Below are 17,022 nucleotides of genomic sequence, written 5' to 3'. Positions count from 1 at the left end.
CTGATCCTAGCGGAGCGCGGCTAAACGTTCAAAAGTTGTGAATCGGCAACCGCCAGCCTGGGCCGGCGCTTTACGAATCTTTAGCGAATTCTTGGTTTTAGCCAGTGAATCCGGTCTGAACTTTTCCGGTTGCCTCCCCGCGCCGTTCATCTAAGTGAACATTGGCGGCCAAAGCGGGGCCCTTGTCAACTCGACAGGGTGACGCGGCTCACGCGGCGACGCGTTCGGCCTGGGCGCGGGTCACCGCCAGCGCCTGCTCGATCAGGCTCCAGTCGGCGCCGACACGGTGCGAGCCTTCGCTCAGGATCTGGCGGAAGGCACGGCCGCCCGGCTGGCCATGGAACAGGCCCAGCAGGTGGCGGGTGATGTGCTTGAGCGCCAGCCCTCGGGCCAGCTGGGCCTCGATGTAAGGCTGCATGGCGCGCAGCAGCGCCTCGCGCGACTGCAGCGGGGCACCGGTCTGGGCCGCCTCCAGCTGATGCAGCACGTAGGGGTCGTGGTAGGCGGCACGGCCCAGCATCACCCCGTCCAGCGCCGGCAACTGGGCCTGCGCGGCCTCGACCGTGGCCAGGCCACCGTTGAGGACGATCTGCAGCTGCGGGCGGTCGGCCTTGAGACGGTGCGCCCAGTCGTAACGCAGCGGCGGCACTTCGCGGTTTTCCTTCGGCGAGAGGCCCTTCAGCCACGCGTTGCGGGCATGTACCACGAACATCGCGCTGCCGGCGTTGGCCGATTGATCGACGAAGTTAACGAATGTTTCGTAGTCGTTGTCGTCATCCACGCCCAAGCGGCACTTGACCGTGACGGGGATGTCCACCGCGGCGACCATCGCGCCCACGCACTCGGCAACCAGCGCCGGCTCGCGCATCAGGCAGGCACCGAAGCGCCCGGCCTGCACGCGGTCGGACGGGCAGCCGCAGTTGAGGTTGACCTCGTCGTAGCCCCATTCCTGCGCGATGCGGGCGGCCTGGGCCAGCAGGGCCGGATCGCTGCCACCGAGCTGCAGGGCCAGCGGGTGCTCGCTGCCGTCGAAGCCCAGCAGGCGCTCACGGTCGCCGTGGATCACCGCGTTGGCGTGCACCATCTCGGTGTACAGCCGTGCGCCCGGCGCCAGCAACCGGTGGAAATACCGGCAATGGCGGTCCGTCCAGTCCATCATCGGGGCGACGGACAGGCGCAGGGAGGCGGCGTAACGCGCGGCGGCGGCGGTGGCGGACTGGGTCATGCGGCGCGGGGCTATCTGGATTCACTGGCAATACCAGCGCAATCAATAGTTTACCTCCTTCCCATGAACGCTGCCCGTGGAGCCCGACGATCCCAGGACCGCATAGGGAGTACACGCCTGCAACCATGGCAGTAGACAATGCAGCCCTGCACGTCCCTCCCAGGCAGCCATGCCCGCACTTCGCCTTCCCAGCTTCGACCCCACCACCGAACAAGGCGTCCTGCGCCTGTCGATCGCCGCCTCCTTGGCGATGGCCGCCGCCGCGGTGGCCTTCGGCCTGCTGGCCAACTCCTCGCTGATCATCTTCGACGGCATCTACGGGCTGATCGACGTGGTCATGACCTGGCTTTCGCTGCTGGTGGTGCGCCTGATCAGCCTGTCGACCCATGTGGATACCCTGCAGTCGCGCTTGAACCAGCGCTTCACCATGGGCTTCTGGCACCTGGAGCCAATCGTGCTCGGGGTCAGCGGCACGTTGATGATCGGCGCGGCGCTGTACGCGGCGGTCAATGCGGTGGACGCACTGATGTCCGGCGGGCGCGAGATCGCGTTGGGGCCGGCGATCCTGTTCGCGGTGATCTCGATCGTGGCCGAAACCGGCCTGGCACTGTTCGTGCGCCGCGCGAACCGCACGATCGGCTCGGACTTCATCGCACTTGATGCAAAGAACTGGGTGGTCGCGGCGAGCATGTCAGCCGCCTATCTGGTCGCCTTCCTCGGCGGCTATGTACTGGGCGGCACGCAGTGGGCGTGGCTGGTGCCCTACATCGATCCGGCGATCCTGCTGGTGGTCTGCCTGTTCGTGGTCGTCGCGCCGATGGGCACGGTGCGCCAGGCGTTGTCGGACATTTTGCTGATCACGCCGCTGGATCTGCAGACGCATGTGGACGAAGTCGCGCGCGATATCGTGGCCAGGCATCGTTTCCTGGAATACCGCAGTTACGTGGCCAAGGTCGGGCGCGGTGAGCAGATCGAACTGTTCTTCGTGGTACGCGCCGATGATCCACCGCGGGCGCTGATCGAATGGGATCGCCTGCGCGATGAGATCGGCGAAGCGCTGGGTGAGGAGTCGCCGGACCGGTGGCTGACGATCATGTTCACGACGGATCGGGAGTGGGCGATCTGAGCGCTGGCGACGCGCATCGCGTTATCGCTCGGTCGCCACGCTGCCCTGTTTCCACTGCCGCGGCGATTGCCCGGTCTGTGCCTTGAACGCGCGCGACAACGCGGCTTCGCTACCGTAACCCACATCGACGGCGATGCGCTTGAGTGGATGGCCACGGCGTAGCGCCTGCTGCACCAGGCGGGTGCGCCAGCCCTGCAGGTAGTGCCCGGGCGTGCTGCCGATGGTGTCGCGGAAGCTGTCGGCGAAGGCGCTGCGTGACATGCCGGCGCGCTGCGCGAGCGACTCCAGCGTCCACTCATCGGCGGGCGCTTCATGCATGGCCACCAGCGCGTGACGCAGGCGCGGATGCGCCATGCCGGCGAGCAGGCCGACGCGGATCTGGCCACTCTCCATCAGCGCGCGCAGGATCTGGATGAGCACGACTTCAAACAGGCGATCCAGCAGCGCCTGGCGGCCGCAGCGCTGCGCGAAGGCTTCTTCGAACAGCAGCGACAGCACCGGCTGGCCGCCGTACAAGCCTTCCAGCGGCAGGCAGACGATCGGCGGCAGGGCAGCGGCGACCGGGTTGTTGGCGCCGCCTTCGAACTGCAGGTTGGCGCAGGCGAAATCCGCGCCCCGCGTGGCATCGGTGACGAAGCGGTGCGCGAGCGGGCGCGGGTAGAGCAGTACGCTGGGGGTGGTGATCTGCAGCGTGCTGCCGTCCGGGTGCTCGACGCGTACATCGCCGTCGCGGATCAGATGCAGCTGGCCGCGCTCACCGTCTGCCGGCAGATCGTTGATGCCGCACAGCGCGCCAGCGTGGAAGACCTCGGCAGACACCGCGAAACGGTCCAGCAGGGATTGCAGTCGGTCGACCATGGCGGACTCCAGATCAAGTTTTCTGGACGAAATGTTGCCACAAGTACAGAGCAGACGCGCAAAGTACACCTGCCATCTGGCCCACCCCTTTCACTCCGCAGGAGATTCCCATGTCCATTGCCAACGTTCTGTATACCGCCCAGGCCACTGCCAACGGCGGCCGCGACGGCCGCGCCGTCTCTTCCGACAACGTGCTGGACATCCAGCTCTCCACCCCGCGCGAGCTGGGCGGTGCGGGCGGCCCGGGCACCAACCCGGAGCAGCTGTTCGCCGCCGGCTACTCGGCCTGCTTCCTGGGCGCGCTGAAGTATGTGGCCGGCCAGGCCAAGGTCGCTCTGCCGGCTGAAACGCAGATCACCGGCAAGGTCGGCATCGGCCAGATCCCGACCGGCTTCGGCATCGAAGTGGCGCTGGAAATCTCGGTCCCGGGCCTGCCGCGCGAGCAGGTCGAAGACCTGGTGCAGAAGGCGCACATCGTGTGCCCGTACTCGAACGCCACCCGCGGCAACATCGACGTGACGCTGACGGTGGTCTGATCCCCCCGCATGACCTGCCGTGGCGACGGGCAGACAGCTCCGTCGCCACCGGTAGACTGGCCAGACGATCCTCACTGGCAAACGGACATGCACAGGATTCTGGCCGCGCTGTTGCTCAGCGGTTTTCTGGGGGGCTGCGCTACCGCTCCCATCGCGCCACCCGAGGCGATCGCCTCGAACGGGATGAACGCGCTGTCTCTCTTCCGCGGCGCCGGGTTCGTGCACGTGGTGACCGATCTGTATCTGCCCGGCACGGCTGCACCCGGGCTGCCAGAGACCTACGCCTGCCCTGACGCGGCAACCCGCATCCGGATTGCGGCCTATCCGCCGGCGACCCTGCCGGCTACCGATGCCTGCGCCCTGATCGATGCCGCTGCACGCCACGCGCAGCAGTGGTATCCCGAGCGACGCGCGGCCTATACGGCACTGCTCGTGCCCCACGGGACGCGCCTGAACCTGCGCACCCGATCGCTGCGCTTCCGCGTGCCGCATCTGACCTTGGCCATGCGGGTTTACGAAGCGCGCGCGCGGACCGAGGCCAATCTCGTGGACCTGGTCGCTCATGAAACCTTCCATGCCCTGGGCTTCGCCGCCGGTGATCGCGGTGCAGTTGACGAGCGCACTGCCTATTACGCCGGTCTGTGCACGCAACTGGCGGTCCTGGGCAGGATCCCGGAGGCTGCACTGCCGGGTGCCCCGCTCGCCAGCGACAATGCAGACGTGGTCGAGTCAGCGGATGCGGCGTATCGCGTGCGGCGCGAAATCTACGGGTGGTTGCAGGACGGGGAGATCCGTGCCGGCACACCCGGTGGCGAGCATATGCAGGCACGCTGCCGGGACTTGCCGGGCGCGCCGGCGACGGCCGAGTGACGCGATGAAAAAATGGGCGGCTGCCTGGCTCTATAGCCTGGCAACCGCCCATCCCACCGCTGTGGATCCCGTGGTAAGCCCACGGGATGCGTCTGGTGTGGCGCGCAACGACCAACGGTCGTTGCCTACCAGTGAAGCCGGATGTCACCGGTTTCGATAGTGAAGTTGCCGGCCAGCGGCCGGCACTACCCGCTACTTGTCGTGCGTGATCAGCTGCACCACGCTGGAGAAATCCAGCTTGCCGCGACCGGCCTGGTGATTCATCGAATACAGGTTGCGGGCCAGCTCGCCCAGCGGTATCGAGGCTCCGACACTCATCGCTGCTTCCACCGCCAGGCCCATGTCCTTGAGCATCAGGTCGCTGCCGAAGCCGCCGCTGTAGCCACGCGAGGCCGGGGCGTTTTCCAGCACGCCGGGCCACGGGTTGCACACTTCGGTGGCCCAGCTGCGGCCGGTGCTGACCGCCATCATCTGCGAGAGCACCTTCGGGTCCAGCCCGTGTGCGACGCCCAGCGCGATCGACTCACCGGTCACCGCCATGATCACGCCCAGCGCCATGTTGTTGCACAGCTTGGCCACCTGGCCGGCACCGCTGGCGCCGACATGGAAGATGTTCTTGCCCATGGTCTGCAGCAGCGGGCGCGCCCGCTCCAGTGCCTCGGCTTCGCCACCGACAATGAAGGTCAGCGTGCCGGCCTGTGCACCTGCGGTACCGCCGGACACCGGGGCATCCAGCATCTGCAGGCCACGCGCCGCGGCCGCTTCGGCGACCTTGCGGGCGGTGGCCGGGGCGATGGTGCTGCAATCGATGATCAGCGCGCCACCCGGGATATCGGCCAGCAGGCCATCACCACCGAGGTAGACCCCTTCCACGTGGCGGCTGGCGGGCAGCATCGAGATGACGATCTCGGCGTCGGTCAGGGTATCCAGCGCGGAGCTGGCGGCGGTGGCGCCGGCATCGACGGCGGCCTGCACGGCAGCCGGCACCAGATCGAACACGCGCACGGCGTGACCGGCTTTGGCCAGGTTGGCGGCCATCGGGCCACCCATGTTGCCCAACCCGATGAATGCAATACGGCTCATGCGTGGCTCCTTTCAGGGACGGTGGCGCCGAGGTCGGCCAGCGGATGCGCGGCATCGGACCACGGCGAAACGAAGAAGGTGCGGGCCCACTCGGCCGTGGCGTCCGCCAGCGTGCGCGGCTGCCACTTCGGGGTGCGGTCCTTGTCGATCAGCAGCGCGCGGATGCCTTCGGCGAAATCGCCATGGGCGGCCGCATGCAGTGCTGCGATGTACTCGATGCGGTAGACCTCGGCCAGCGAGGCGCCGTCGGCCAGGTCCTGCAGCTCGAACGCGAGCCGCGCCGAGCCGGGCGCACCGGCGGCGAGCGTGGCTTTCGCAGTCTTCAACCAGGCGTCCTCGGTCTCCAGGGCAAGGATCGCCTCGACGATCGCGCCGACGTCGTCACCGGCGCACAGCGCATCCACGGTGGCGGCATTGCGCAGCAACGGGCCGGTGGCCGCATCGCTGGCATGCTGCTGCAGCAGCGCGGTCAGTTGTTCGTGGTTGCGCTTGGCCTCGCGGCTCCAGTGCACGTCCGCCAGCGCGTTGAACACGGTCTCGCGCTGGGCTTCGGCGATGTGGATATCCGCCAGGCCGGCGTAGATCGCATCACCTGCGTTGAGCGGTGCACCGGTCAGGGCCAGGAACAGGCCACCGTGGCCGGGCACGCGCGGCAGCAGCCAGCTGCCGCCCACGTCCGGGAACAGGCCGACGGTGATTTCCGGGAACGCCAGCTTGGAGCGCTCGCTGACCACGCGGTGGCTGGCGCCGGACATCAGGCCGATGCCACCGCCCATGACGATGCCATGGCCCCAGCACAGGATCGGCTTGGGATAGGTGTGGATCGCGTAGTCGACGCGGTACTCCACGTCGAAGAACTCGGCGGCATAGCTGTTGTCGCGGATGTCGGTCTTTCCGCTCTCGCGGTAGTCGACCATGCTGCGGTACAGGCTGTGCAGGTCGCCGCCGGCGCAGAAGGCTTTTTCGCCCGCGCCCTGCAGCACGACCAGCGCGATGCCGTCATCAACGGCCCAGGCCTCCAGCCGCTCGCGCAGCAGGTGCGCCATCGGCAGCGAGAACCCGTTGAGGGTACGCGCTGCGTTGAGCGTGGCGATGCCGATGCGCGTGCCGTTGCCGGCAGCGCGCTCTTCGAACAGCACCGGCGCCTCGTCGTTGGCGACGACCGTGCTCATGCGTTCTTCCATTGCGCAGCGCGCTTTTCCAGGAAGGCGTTCACGCCCTCGGCCTGGTCGGCGCTGTCGAACAGATCGACGAAGGCCTCGCGCTCGGCCACCAGCGCCGAGGCGTGGGTACCGGTGCGGGTTGCCTGCACCAGCGTCTTGCACGCAGCGATGCTGGTCGGGCTCTGCTTGCCCGCCTTGTGCGCCCATGCCAAGGCCAGCGCCTTGGCTTCGCCCTTGGCGACCTTCTCTTCGACCAAGCCGATACGCAGTGCGGTATCCGCATCGATGCGCTCGCCCAACAGGATCATGCGCTTTGCCCAGCCTTCGCCGACCAGGCGCGGCAGGTTCTGGGTGCCACCGGCGCACGGCAGCAGGCCGACGGTGGCCTCCGGCAGCGCCACCTGGGCGTGTTCTTCGATGATGCGCAGGTCGCAGGCCAGTGCGCATTCCAGGCCGCCGCCCATCGCGTAGCCGTTGATCGCCGCGATGGAGACACCACGGAAGCCGGACAGGGCTTCGAACGCCTCGCCGAAGCGACGTGCAGCTTCGCGTGCGGCGGCCTTGTCGCCGGAGGCGAACTGCTTCAGGTCGGCACCGGCAGAGAAGAACTTCTCGCCATCGCCGGTGATCACCAGCGCGTAGATATCGCGGTCTGCATTGAGCGCGCCGACCAGATCGCGCAGCGCGGTCAGGCTGTGCACGGTCCAGGTATGCGCCGGCGGGTTGTTGAGGGTGATGACCGCGACGTGGCCATCGGCCTCGACCTTCAGGCCGACATGATCATGCTGGCGCCACTCCATCATCGCAGTTCCTCTTCAGTGTTGAGCAGGTGGCGGGCCACGATCACACGCATGATCTCGTTGGTGCCTTCCAGGATCTGGTGCACGCGCGAATCACGCAGCAGCCGTTCAATCGGGTATTCACGGATATAGCCGTAGCCGCCGTGGATCTGCAGCGCGTCGTTGCAGATGTTGAAACCGGCATCGGTGGCGAAGCGCTTGGCCATCGCGCACCACACGTTGGCATCGCTGGCACCCGCGTCGAGCTTGCGCGCGGCGGTGTGCACCATCTGCCGGGCGGCGACCAGCTGGGTGGCCATGTCGGCCAGATTGAACTGCAGCGCCTGGAATTCCGACAGCGCCTTGCCGAACTGGCGGCGCTCGCCCATGTAGCGGCGGGCGGCATCCAGTGCGCCCTGGGCAGCGCCCAGCGAACAGGCGGCGATGTTGATGCGGCCGCCGTCCAGGCCCTTCATGGCCAGCTTGAAACCACTGCCTTCCTCGCCGAGCAGATGGCTGACCGGCACGCGCACGTTCTCGAACGTGATCCCGCGGGTGGGCTGGCTGTTCCAGCCCATCTTCTCTTCCTTGCGGCCATAGCTGATGCCCGGCAGGTCGGCCGGCACCGCGATCGCACTGATGCCGCCGGCGCCCGGGCCACCCGTACGCGCCATCACCACCAGCAGTTCGGTGGCACCGGCGCCGGAGATGAAGGCCTTGGAGCCGTTGAGTACGTAATCGTCGCCGTCACGTACCGCGCTGGTCTTCAGCGAGGCCGCGTCCGAGCCGGCACCCGGCTCGGTCAGGCAGTACGAGGCCAGCTTGGTGCCGGAAGAGAGGTCTGCACCCCACGCGGCACGCAGGCTCTGCTGGCCCCACTTGGCCACCATCCACGACGCCATGTTGTGGATGCTGACATAGGCCGCCGTGGACGGATCCACATTGGCGAGCTCCTCGATGACGACGGCGGCGTCCAGACGGCTCAAGCCGCTGCCACCGACCTCGGGGTCCATGTACAACCCACAGAACCCGAGTTCCCCTGCCTTGGCGATCGCCTCGCGCGGAAAGATGCCCTCCGCATCCCATCGCGCGGCGTGCGGCGCCAGTTCGGCCTGGGCGAAGTCACGCGCTGCCTCTCTATAGGCCTGCTGCGCTTCGTCGAGTTCCGTCGTCATCGAGTGGCTCATGGTCGAACTCCGTTGTTGCTGTTGCTTACTTCAGGCTGATGGTGGTGTTGACGCCGTGACCCAGCGTCTCGTCATCGAACCAGCGTGAGGTGATCGTCTTGGTCTGGGTGTAGAACATCACCACCTGCTTGCCATACGGGCCCAGGTCGCCGAGCTTGGAGGCGCGCGAACCGGTGAACGAGAACAGCGGCACCGGCACCGGGATCGGCACGTTGATGCCGACCTGGCCGACGTCGATGTCTTCCTGGAACTTGCGGGCGGCCGCACCCGACTGGGTGAACAGCGCGGTACCGTTGCCGTTCGGGTTGGCGTTGATCAGTGCGATGGCGTCTTCGAGCGTGTCCGCTTCGAGGATCACCAGCACCGGCCCGAAGATTTCCTCGTCGTACACGCGCATGCCCGGCTTGACGCCGGCGAAGATGGTCGGGCCAACGAAGTTGCCCTTCTCGAAGCCATCGACCTGCGGGTTGCGACCATCGAGCACCAGCTTGGCGCCCTGCTCCACGCCCGAGGCGATCAGGCCTTCGACACGCTCACGCGCGGCGCAGGAGATCACCGGGCCGACGTCGGTACCGGCGACACTGCCGCCGCTGACCTTCAGCGTCTTGGCCTTGGCCACCAGGTCCGGCACCCACTCGCGTGCTTCGCCGACCAGCACCAGGGTGGAGGCGGCCATGCAGCGCTGGCCGGCCGCACCGAAGGCGGCACCGACCATCGCGTTGAGGCTCTGTTCCTTGTTGGCGTCCGGCAGCACCACCGCGTGGTTCTTGGCGCCCATCATGCACTGCACGCGCTTGCCGGCCAGCGAGGCGCGGTTGTACACGTGGGTGCCGACGCGGGTGGAACCGACGAAGGACACCGCCTTGATATCCGGGTGGTCGCAGATCGCGTTGACCACGTCTTCGCCGCCGTGCACGACGTTCAGCACGCCCTTGGGGATACCCGCTTCCAGCGCCAGTTCGACCAGGCGCATGGTGACCATCGGGTCCTGCTCGGACGGCTTGAGGATGAAGGTGTTGCCGGTGGCGATGGCCATCGGGAACATCCACAGCGGAATCATGGCCGGGAAGTTGAACGGAGTGATGCCCGCGCAGACGCCGAGCGGCTGCAGCAGGGTGTAGGTGTCCACGCCGTTGGCCACGTTGTTGGCCAGCTCGCCGAGCTGCAGGTTGCCGATCGCGGCAGCGTGCTCGACCACTTCCAGGCCGCGGAACACATCGCCCTCGGCATCCGGCACGGTCTTGCCCTGCTCGGCGCTGAGGATGTGGGCCAGCTCGCTCATGTTCTCGCGGATCAGCTGCTGGTACTTCAGGAAGATGCGCGCGCGGGTGCCGATCGGGGTCTTGCGCCAGGTCTTGAACGCTTCCTTGGCCGAGGCGACGGCGGCGTCGACTTCGCTGGGGGTGGCAAACGGAACCTGGGCCAGGACGTCCTGGGTGGCCGGATTGACCACGTTCTGCCAATGCGAGCTGGCCGATTCGATGAACTGGCCATCGATCAACATGCGGGTACGGGGCGCTGCAACAGTCATGGACAATCCCGGCGGGTCGAAAGTTGTTGGCATTATTCACAGTGCCACCCTCGATTTCCGGCCTGTATGCGCTTAATCTGGCCAATGCCCGCTACGATTCTTGTGAATTCTGTGAATAGCCAGCCCGTCCAACGCCAGATCGGCCTGCGTCTGCTCAAGCTGCGCGAGCAGCGCGGCTACAGCCAGCTGGCCCTGGCCAAGGCGCTGGGGCTGTCAGCCAGCTACCTGAACCAGATCGAGCGCAACAAGCGGCCGCTGACCCCGGCGGTGCAGGGCAAGCTGCGCGACGTACTGGGCGACGTCAGCGAACTGTTCGAGGTCGATGACCCCGGCGCGCTGCAGGAATCGCTGGGCGAGACCCTGCGCGACCTGGGCTTGGCCGATGTCAGCAGCACCGAACTGCGCGCGATGGCGGGCAACCTGCCGCAGATCAGCCGTGCCCTGCTCGACCTGCACCGCCGCCACCTGATGCTGCGCGAGCATGCCGCCGCGCTGGAGTTCCAGCTGGGCGATGTGCATGCCGGGCAGGCGCTGCCCGCGGGCGACCAGGTCCGCGATTTCTTCAACCGCATGCACAACCACATCCCCGAGCTGGATGACTTGGCCGAGCAGTTGTTCGGCGAATGGGGGCTGGTGGCCGGGCATGTGGCGCCGCGACTGCGCCAGCTGCTGGCCGACCGCCACGGCGTGCTGGTGGAAGTGGGGCCGCTGCAGGCCGGGCGCGAGAAGCGCGTCTACGACGGCGGCAGCCGCACCTTGTGGCTGCCCGACTACCTGGAGCCGGGCCAGCAGGCGTTCCAGATGGCGGCCGAGCTGGCCCTGCTCGGCTACGCGGTGCAGATCGATGCGGTGATCGCACGCGCCGGGTTCGGCGAAGCAGAGCAGATCGCGCAGGCCCGGATCGGCATGTCCAACTACTTCGCCGGTGCGCTGGTGATGCCGTATGCGCAGTTCCTGCGTGCCGCCGAGCACAGCGCGTACGACATCGATGCGCTCGCCCATCGCTTCGGCGTGGGCTTCGAGGCGGTCTGCCATCGCTTGAGCACGCTGGCCCGGCGCAGCGCGCCCGGCCTGCCGTTCTTCTTCATCCGCGTGGACCGCGCCGGGAATGTCTCCAAACGGCATTCGGCTACCGACTTCCACTTCTCACAGGTGGGTGGCTCGTGCCCGTTGTGGATCGTGTACGAGGCCTTCAACCAACCGGGGCGCGTACTGACCCAGACCGCGCGCATGCCTGACGGACGCCGCCACTTCTGGCTGGCGCGGCAGGTCAGCAGCGGCCCGATCGGGCATGGCCAGCCGCGCAAAACGTTCGCGGTGGCGCTGGGCTGCGATCTGCAGCACGCCGAGCGGTTGATCTACACGCGTGGGCTGGATATCCAGAGCCCGGGCAACTCGGTGTCGATCGGCCCGGGCTGCCGGGTGTGCCCGCGCGAGGATTGCATGCAGCGCGCGTTCCCGCAGCTGCCAGGCCGCGGGTAGCGTCGACCGTTGGTCGACTTGCGTCCGATGCCGAGAATGTTGGCCCCGTTGCGGAGCGCAGCCGACCAACGGTCGGCTCTACCGGTCATGTGACGTTTCATGGGAAGCCGACCAACGGCGCGCATTTCGGATCAGGATGCGGTCCATCCCCGGATCAGTAGATCGGTGTGACCTTCATCTGCGGCAGCGGGCGCGGCGCGCCGTCGGTGAGGTCCGGCCCGAGGTCTTCCCAGGTCTGGCCCTGCTCGACCATGTGCCGCCACAACTGCTGCGATTCGCGGCGTCTGTCTTCCGAGCTCAAGCGGTACGACGGCGGCACCGGCGTGCCGGTGGCCACACTTTGATACGCCGCTTCGTATGCCGCCACGCGTTGTGCGGGGTCATCGGTGCGCGCCACATCCAGCGTGTAGCGCTGGTAGGCCGAGGCCAGATTGCGCCAACGGATCCAATAGTGGTTGGCGAAGGAGAAATCGCAGAAGCGCTCCCCGGCGATGCTGCCCTTGTCGGCGATGCGGCTGAGCACGGCCTGTGGCATGTCCAGGTTCATGCCGCCTTCGTCGCCCTCCAGCGCGACATGCACGATGCGGTCGCGGTAGCCCGGCGCACGCGCCTGCAGCACATCGCGCCAGTTCTGCATGGTCGAGACGATCGAGAAAAGAAAGCCGGACATCTCCGCGGCGGCCAGCGGCCGCGCGATGGACTGGTAGGTGCGCTGCCAGCCATGGCGGTTCTCGGTCGGCAGGAACACCGCCTGCTCCGCACGCGCATGCGCGTTCGTCTCACCCTCCGGCACGGCACTGATCGCCTCGGCGGCCTGCGCGTAGACCAGATTGATACCGAACGTGGGCCAGCGAGGCAACGCGGCATCGAACAGGTGGATCGGGAAGTTGCTGCTGATCCCGCCATCGGAGAACCAGCACACACGGAAGGCGGTGATCACCGGACCACAGCTCTGGCCACCACTGGTGAGCCCTTCCATGCTGTCAGCCACGTTGGTGTTGTCGCGCGGTGGCTCGGCATCCGCCACGGGCTCGCAGCGACGTTCGCGACGGGCCGGCTCGTGCAGCGGCACCGCGCTGATCAGCAGCGGGAAGCTCAGGCTCATGCGCGTGGCGACCAGTACTGGCAGTTCCTCGCCATCGACCAGACGGTAGTAATCGCGCCCATCGACCCGCTCTGGTGCGCCGGCCCGTGCAACCAGCCACGCGACCACGCTGGCCGGGAACAGCTGCGCGAACTCCTCGCGCAGGAACCAGAAGTGCGCCGCGTTGAACGGGAGCGTGCGCGGCTCGCTGTGCGACACGCAGGTGGTGATCATCTGCAGCGTGATCGCATGCGCACCGCTTGGTTCGCCCGGATAGCGTGGCGCCGTGTGCAGATCGCCGAAGGTCAATGGCTGGTCATGCGGCTTGCCGGCCAAGGCCTGCAGCTGGGTGTGCAGCCAATCCGTCAACGCCGGCGCGGAGGCATTCGGCTGGGTGCTGCCGTTGCACAGGCCGAGCAGGTTACGCCGCGCCACCCTGGCCACGCGCAGCGCCGAGGCCAGTACACCGGCGCCGTACGCGCACAGCAGCGAGGGCAGCAACGTCGCCCAGATGCCATCAATGCCACCGGCCAAGTAGCCAATGCCCAGCAGGCCGGCCAGCGACAGCAGCACCTCCAGCGGCGCGATCGCGAACACCGCGGCGAGCAGACAGGCGATCTTGCGCAGCAGGCCGGCCTTGCCGGTGAGCATCACCAGCAGGCGGTACGCGGTGCGCGCGCCATACGCCGGTTGGAACAGGCTGTGGATGAAGCCCTGTCGGGACAGCTGGGCGGACACGTCGGCCAGCCCCGGAAAGCCCACCGCCGCCGTTACCGGCTCACCGGCCTGGCGGCGCCGATCGCCCAGCGCGGCCGCCGCTGCCACGGCGGCGGCAATGGCACCGGCCGACGTACCGCCGATGCTCTTGAAGCGGTACTCACGGGCCAGAGACAGCACCGCGTTGGGATACACGATGCCGCTGGTGATGCCGCCCTTCATGACCAGATCGCAGTACTTGTCCGCCACGTTGCCGTCCTCTGTCCGCCCGTGCGTGGCCCATCCACGCACCCTCCGCAGCGGTGCCCGCCACGAGGCAGGCACCGGGGAGATCGATAGCGACAGTATCGCCTGCGCGCTTCTCAGGGCCTGAGAAGCGCGGCACGGAACGGCTTATTCGGCGTTGCCGGACTGCGGCACGCGCCGTACCTGGGAGAGGTCGTAGCCGAGCGCGGCGATGCGGGTCATGGCCGCTTGATAGTCGGCATCGGAGATGGTCGGGGTGCGCGCCATCAGCCACATGTAGTCGCGCTTGCTGCGGCCCACGATGGTCTGCTTATAGTCCGGATCCAGATCCACGATCACGTACTCGGCCTGGATCGGCCAGATGAACTGCATGCCCCAGATCGCGCCGCCGGTGCCTTCCTTGACCGTTCCGACCGGGTGCATGGTCTTGATCGGTGCCTGGAAGCTGCCCTTGCGATAACGGAAGGTGGTCTGGATGCGGCCGTCCGGACGCAGTGCGTAGGACTCCACCGCATCGAACGCTTCACGTTCGGGCCGGCTGGGGATATGGGCGATTACATACCAGTCGCCCATGAAGCGCGGCACGTCCACATGCGCCACGGGCGGGATCGGACGGGTGTTGCCGCTGCAGCCGCCGAGCATCATGCCGACAACCAGCAGGGGAACGAGAGCACGGATGGACATGACGGCTTCCTCCAGGAACGTGGGGTGATCACGGACGGTTGAACAGGTAGTGGGCCACCTGCCACTGCTGGCCCTGCTGGTAGCCGAACAACTCTGCGCAGGCCATCCAGAACATGCGCCAGCGCTGGTGCCACAACGCGGCCGAGGCATCGCCGTAGGTCTGCCGCAGCACCGCCATCACGGCTTCTTTCTCGCGATCCTGATTGGCCAGCCAGTGGTTGGCGGTGCGCTCGTAATGCGTGCCATCCAGCAGCCAGCGCTGCTGGAGCTGCAGGTGCTGCTGGAAGAACAACAGGGTATCGGCCGCCGGCATCAGGCCACCGGTGAAGAAGTGGCGGCCCATCCAGTTGTCGTCGCCCTCGGTCTCGAACGGGTACATCAGCGTGCGGTGCACGAAGATGTGCACGAACAGCTTGCCCTCGGGCCGCAGCCACGAATGGATGCGCTGCAGCAGCTGCGGGTAGTTGCGCATGTGTTCGAACATCTCGATCGAGACGCAGCGATCGAAGGTCTCGGCATCGAGCGTCAGGTGATTCACATCACGGGTCAGCACGCTGACGTTGATCAGGCCACGTGCACGACACTGGGCCAGGATGTACTCGCGCTGGCTGTTGGAGTTGGATACGGCGGTGATCTGCGCGTTCGGATAGCGCTCGGCCATCCAAAGCGTCAGCGACCCCCAACCGCAGCCCAGTTCCAGGATGTGCTGCCCATCGGCCAGCTGTGCGCGCTCCCCGTACAGCGCGAGCATCGCCTCTTCGGCCTCGTCCAGGGTTTCAGTGCCGGTGGCGTAGTAGCAGCTGCTGTACTTCAGGCGCTTGCCGAGGCAGCGGTGGAAGAATTCGGCCGGGACTTCATAGTGCTGGCGATTGGCTGCATCCACGTGCAGCGCGACCGCGCTGCTGGCCAGCCCGGCGATGCGCGCGGCAAAGCGCTGTGACTGGACCTGCTGGCCACCGGCAAGCTCTTCGCGCAGGCGCTGCTCGCACTGGCGGCGGATGCCCAGCCGCAACAGCGCATCGGGCAGCACCCCGCGCTCGGCCAGGCCGGTCAGGCCCGGTGCGTAGTCCGGCAGCGGAAGACGGTCACTGGCGACATTCATGGTGAAGATTCCTTGCGGGCAGACGACGAACGGGAGGGGAACCACGGAAACAGCATCGGCGTGGTGCGTTGGTACTCGCGGTAATCCTCACCGCGCGAGCGCAGCGCCTGCGCCTCGGTGAAGGGAATGCCGCTGACCCAGCGCAGGAACACATACATCACCAGCGGGCCGGCCCACGCCAGCCACCACAACGGCGACTGCACGGCCAGCAGCACATAGGTGAACCAGTGCAGCCATTCGAAGAAATAGTTGGGATGCCGCGAGTAGCGCCACAACCCGTCGCGGCAGGTCTTGCCCTTGTTGGCCGGATCGGCACGGAAGCGCGCCAGCTGACGATCCGCCAGCGATTCGCCGCCCACGCTCAGCAGCCACATCGCCACGGCCGCGATCACCCAACCCCAGCCATGTGCTTCCGGATTCACCGACACCGCCACGAAGGGCAACGCGAACAGCACGATCAACAGCGCCTGGAACTGGAAGAAGCCGAAGATCTTTCCCTGGTGGCCGTTCCAATGCTTGCGCAGATGCTGGTAGCGACCATCCTCGGGCTCGCTGCGCACGCGATGCCACAGGTGCAGCGCCAGGCGTGAACCCCACAGACCGCCCAGCACCGCCAGCGCGATCCTCGGCATCGCCGCGCCATCGCCGAGCAGTGCCAGCAACAGGGCAGAGGCGCCCACACCCTTGGCCCAGAGCACATCGACCACGCCGATGTTCTGGTGCCGGCGCTGCCACCACCATCCCCAGGTCATGATCACGGCGGCGTACAGCCACACCACCCACAGCATCTTCATCGTGTGTCTCCTGGAGCAAGTTTGGCGAGGGGTACCGCACGTGTCTGCCAATGACGGGCGCACGCCGCAAGCACCGGCAATGCGATCGCCCAACCCACGCCGAGCAGCAGCACGCCGTGCCACTGCGGTGCGGCGAACACCACCGACGACCAGCCGCGCGCGGCGGACAGATACGCCAGCGGGGCCAGCAGCAGGCCAACCAGCGCTGCCGCAACCAGATGACGCTGCAGCACCGCGAATGACACCGTGAGCGTCATCGCGAACGCGGCCCACAGCGCGAGGATCCAGACCGGGGCCAGCCACGCCGGATCATTGCCGGCCGCGTACGTCACCCAACCGGAGGCCCCGGCCAGCCCGTCTACGACCAACCCGCAGGCGATCGCCACCAGCATCAATCTGATCTCCACTGACGGCTGCGCGGACCAGACCAACTGAGTGCCCACGTAAACCGCCGCCGCCAACAGCGCGGGCCAGCGCAGCCCATGGCCGGCCCCGATCACGGCACACAGCCAGACCAGCTGGTTGCCGATCACGTTGGCCCAGAAACGTGGCACC

General features: G+C 67.2%; 16 protein-coding genes. 4 read left to right on the top strand and 12 right to left on the bottom strand.

Translation table 11 applies throughout. The features are described 5' to 3' along the window. Positions 1-208: 208 nt before the first annotated feature. Positions 209-1,225, bottom strand: coding sequence for a tRNA dihydrouridine(20/20a) synthase DusA (gene dusA / locus ABE463_RS17935; RefSeq protein WP_346469086.1), 1,017 nt, complete (start codon positions 1,223-1,225; stop codon positions 209-211). Between the two features lie 169 nt (positions 1,226-1,394). On the opposite strand from dusA, the gene ABE463_RS17930 reads away from it, so the two are divergent. Continuing rightward, positions 1,395-2,351, top strand: a complete 957-nt coding sequence (locus ABE463_RS17930) for a cation transporter (protein WP_346469085.1) — start codon at positions 1,395-1,397, stop codon at positions 2,349-2,351. Between the two features lie 21 nt (positions 2,352-2,372). Here the strand turns inward: ABE463_RS17930 and ABE463_RS17925 are convergent, their stop codons facing one another. Beyond that, a complete protein-coding gene (locus tag ABE463_RS17925) occupies positions 2,373-3,209 on the bottom strand; it encodes an AraC family transcriptional regulator (protein WP_346469084.1) in 837 nt (278 codons plus the stop codon). 110 nt (positions 3,210-3,319) lie between these two features. Here ABE463_RS17925 and ABE463_RS17920 point away from each other — a divergent pair, with 110 nt between their 5' ends. Continuing rightward, positions 3,320-3,745 (top strand): organic hydroperoxide resistance protein, encoded by a 426-nt coding sequence (locus ABE463_RS17920; protein ID WP_346469083.1) that lies wholly within the window; start codon positions 3,320-3,322, stop codon positions 3,743-3,745. Positions 3,746-3,832: 87 nt separating this feature from the next. Further along, the gene (locus ABE463_RS17915; RefSeq protein WP_346469082.1) at positions 3,833-4,615 is read left to right on the top strand and encodes a hypothetical protein; all 783 of its coding nucleotides are present in this window, start codon (positions 3,833-3,835) and stop codon (positions 4,613-4,615) included. 192 nt (positions 4,616-4,807) lie between these two features. Here the strand turns inward: ABE463_RS17915 and mmsB are convergent, their stop codons facing one another. From mmsB to ABE463_RS17890, 5 genes are read right to left on the bottom strand one after another with little or no spacing between them, the layout of a single operon-like run. Continuing rightward, entirely contained in the window at positions 4,808-5,698 is an 891-nt protein-coding gene (gene mmsB, locus ABE463_RS17910) for a 3-hydroxyisobutyrate dehydrogenase (protein WP_346469081.1), read from the bottom strand. Further along, entirely contained in the window at positions 5,695-6,870 is a 1,176-nt protein-coding gene (locus ABE463_RS17905) for an enoyl-CoA hydratase/isomerase family protein (RefSeq protein WP_346469080.1), read from the bottom strand. Before ABE463_RS17905 ends, mmsB begins: the two co-directional genes overlap by 4 nt. Then, positions 6,867-7,664 (bottom strand): enoyl-CoA hydratase, encoded by a 798-nt coding sequence (locus ABE463_RS17900; protein WP_346469079.1) that lies wholly within the window; start codon positions 7,662-7,664, stop codon positions 6,867-6,869. The genes ABE463_RS17905 and ABE463_RS17900 overlap by 4 nt, the downstream gene beginning before the upstream one ends. Next, positions 7,661-8,827, bottom strand: coding sequence for an acyl-CoA dehydrogenase family protein (locus ABE463_RS17895; protein WP_346469078.1), 1,167 nt, complete (start codon positions 8,825-8,827; stop codon positions 7,661-7,663). The genes ABE463_RS17900 and ABE463_RS17895 overlap by 4 nt, the downstream gene beginning before the upstream one ends. A gap of 25 nt (positions 8,828-8,852) precedes the next feature. Continuing rightward, the gene (locus ABE463_RS17890; protein WP_346469077.1) at positions 8,853-10,358 is read right to left on the bottom strand and encodes a CoA-acylating methylmalonate-semialdehyde dehydrogenase; all 1,506 of its coding nucleotides are present in this window, start codon (positions 10,356-10,358) and stop codon (positions 8,853-8,855) included. A 111-nt stretch (positions 10,359-10,469) separates the two neighbouring features. Here ABE463_RS17890 and ABE463_RS17885 point away from each other — a divergent pair, with 111 nt between their 5' ends. After that, positions 10,470-11,840, top strand: a complete 1,371-nt coding sequence (locus ABE463_RS17885; RefSeq protein ID WP_346469076.1) for a short-chain fatty acyl-CoA regulator family protein — start codon at positions 10,470-10,472, stop codon at positions 11,838-11,840. A 154-nt stretch (positions 11,841-11,994) separates the two neighbouring features. Here the strand turns inward: ABE463_RS17885 and ABE463_RS17880 are convergent, their stop codons facing one another. From ABE463_RS17880 to ABE463_RS17860, 5 genes are all read right to left on the bottom strand, one after another. Beyond that, the gene (locus ABE463_RS17880; RefSeq protein ID WP_346469075.1) at positions 11,995-13,890 is read right to left on the bottom strand and encodes an RpoH suppressor; all 1,896 of its coding nucleotides are present in this window, start codon (positions 13,888-13,890) and stop codon (positions 11,995-11,997) included. 144 nt (positions 13,891-14,034) lie between these two features. Beyond that, complete coding sequence (locus ABE463_RS17875; RefSeq protein ID WP_259260518.1) at positions 14,035-14,571, bottom strand: lipocalin family protein; 537 nt, start codon at positions 14,569-14,571, stop codon at positions 14,035-14,037. Between the two features lie 28 nt (positions 14,572-14,599). After that, positions 14,600-15,673, bottom strand: coding sequence for a class I SAM-dependent methyltransferase (locus ABE463_RS17870; protein WP_346469074.1), 1,074 nt, complete (start codon positions 15,671-15,673; stop codon positions 14,600-14,602). Continuing rightward, on the bottom strand, positions 15,670-16,467 hold the full coding sequence (locus ABE463_RS17865) for a DUF1295 domain-containing protein (protein ID WP_346469073.1): 798 nt from the start codon (positions 16,465-16,467) through the stop codon (positions 15,670-15,672). Before ABE463_RS17865 ends, ABE463_RS17870 begins: the two co-directional genes overlap by 4 nt. Next, positions 16,464-17,021: a DUF2878 domain-containing protein gene (locus ABE463_RS17860; protein WP_346469072.1), complete on the bottom strand. Its 558-nt coding sequence runs from the start codon at positions 17,019-17,021 to the stop codon at positions 16,464-16,466. The genes ABE463_RS17865 and ABE463_RS17860 overlap by 4 nt, the downstream gene beginning before the upstream one ends. Position 17,022 lies beyond the last annotated feature (1 nt).

Origin of the sequence: Stenotrophomonas sp. TWI819, assembly GCF_039673075.1 — a bacterium.
Lineage (GTDB): Bacteria > Pseudomonadota > Gammaproteobacteria > Xanthomonadales > Xanthomonadaceae > Stenotrophomonas > Stenotrophomonas rhizophila_B.
Note: the sequence above shows the minus strand (reverse complement) of the source record. Positions and strands in the feature narration are given on the sequence as shown.

Excerpts from the sequence above, each read along its gene's own strand:
- ABE463_RS17865 (WP_346469073.1), bottom strand. The coding sequence starts at position 16,467 with ATGAAGATGCTGTGGGTGGTGTGGCTGTACGCCGCCGTGATCATGACC.
- ABE463_RS17900 (WP_346469079.1), bottom strand. The coding sequence starts at position 7,664 with ATGATGGAGTGGCGCCAGCATGATCATGTCGGCCTGAAGGTCGAGGCC.
- ABE463_RS17920 (WP_346469083.1), top strand. The coding sequence starts at position 3,320 with ATGTCCATTGCCAACGTTCTGTATACCGCCCAGGCCACTGCCAACGGC.
- ABE463_RS17895 (WP_346469078.1), bottom strand. The coding sequence starts at position 8,827 with ATGAGCCACTCGATGACGACGGAACTCGACGAAGCGCAGCAGGCCTAT.
- ABE463_RS17875 (WP_259260518.1), bottom strand. The coding sequence starts at position 14,571 with ATGTCCATCCGTGCTCTCGTTCCCCTGCTGGTTGTCGGCATGATGCTC.
- ABE463_RS17905 (WP_346469080.1), bottom strand. The coding sequence starts at position 6,870 with ATGAGCACGGTCGTCGCCAACGACGAGGCGCCGGTGCTGTTCGAAGAG.
- ABE463_RS17925 (WP_346469084.1), bottom strand. The coding sequence starts at position 3,209 with ATGGTCGACCGACTGCAATCCCTGCTGGACCGTTTCGCGGTGTCTGCC.
- dusA (WP_346469086.1), bottom strand. The coding sequence starts at position 1,225 with ATGACCCAGTCCGCCACCGCCGCCGCCGCGCGTTACGCCGCCTCCCTG.
- ABE463_RS17890 (WP_346469077.1), bottom strand. The coding sequence starts at position 10,358 with ATGACTGTTGCAGCGCCCCGTACCCGCATGTTGATCGATGGCCAGTTC.
- ABE463_RS17915 (WP_346469082.1), top strand. The coding sequence starts at position 3,833 with ATGCACAGGATTCTGGCCGCGCTGTTGCTCAGCGGTTTTCTGGGGGGC.
- ABE463_RS17870 (WP_346469074.1), bottom strand. The coding sequence starts at position 15,673 with ATGAATGTCGCCAGTGACCGTCTTCCGCTGCCGGACTACGCACCGGGC.
- ABE463_RS17930 (WP_346469085.1), top strand. The coding sequence starts at position 1,395 with ATGCCCGCACTTCGCCTTCCCAGCTTCGACCCCACCACCGAACAAGGC.
- mmsB (WP_346469081.1), bottom strand. The coding sequence starts at position 5,698 with ATGAGCCGTATTGCATTCATCGGGTTGGGCAACATGGGTGGCCCGATG.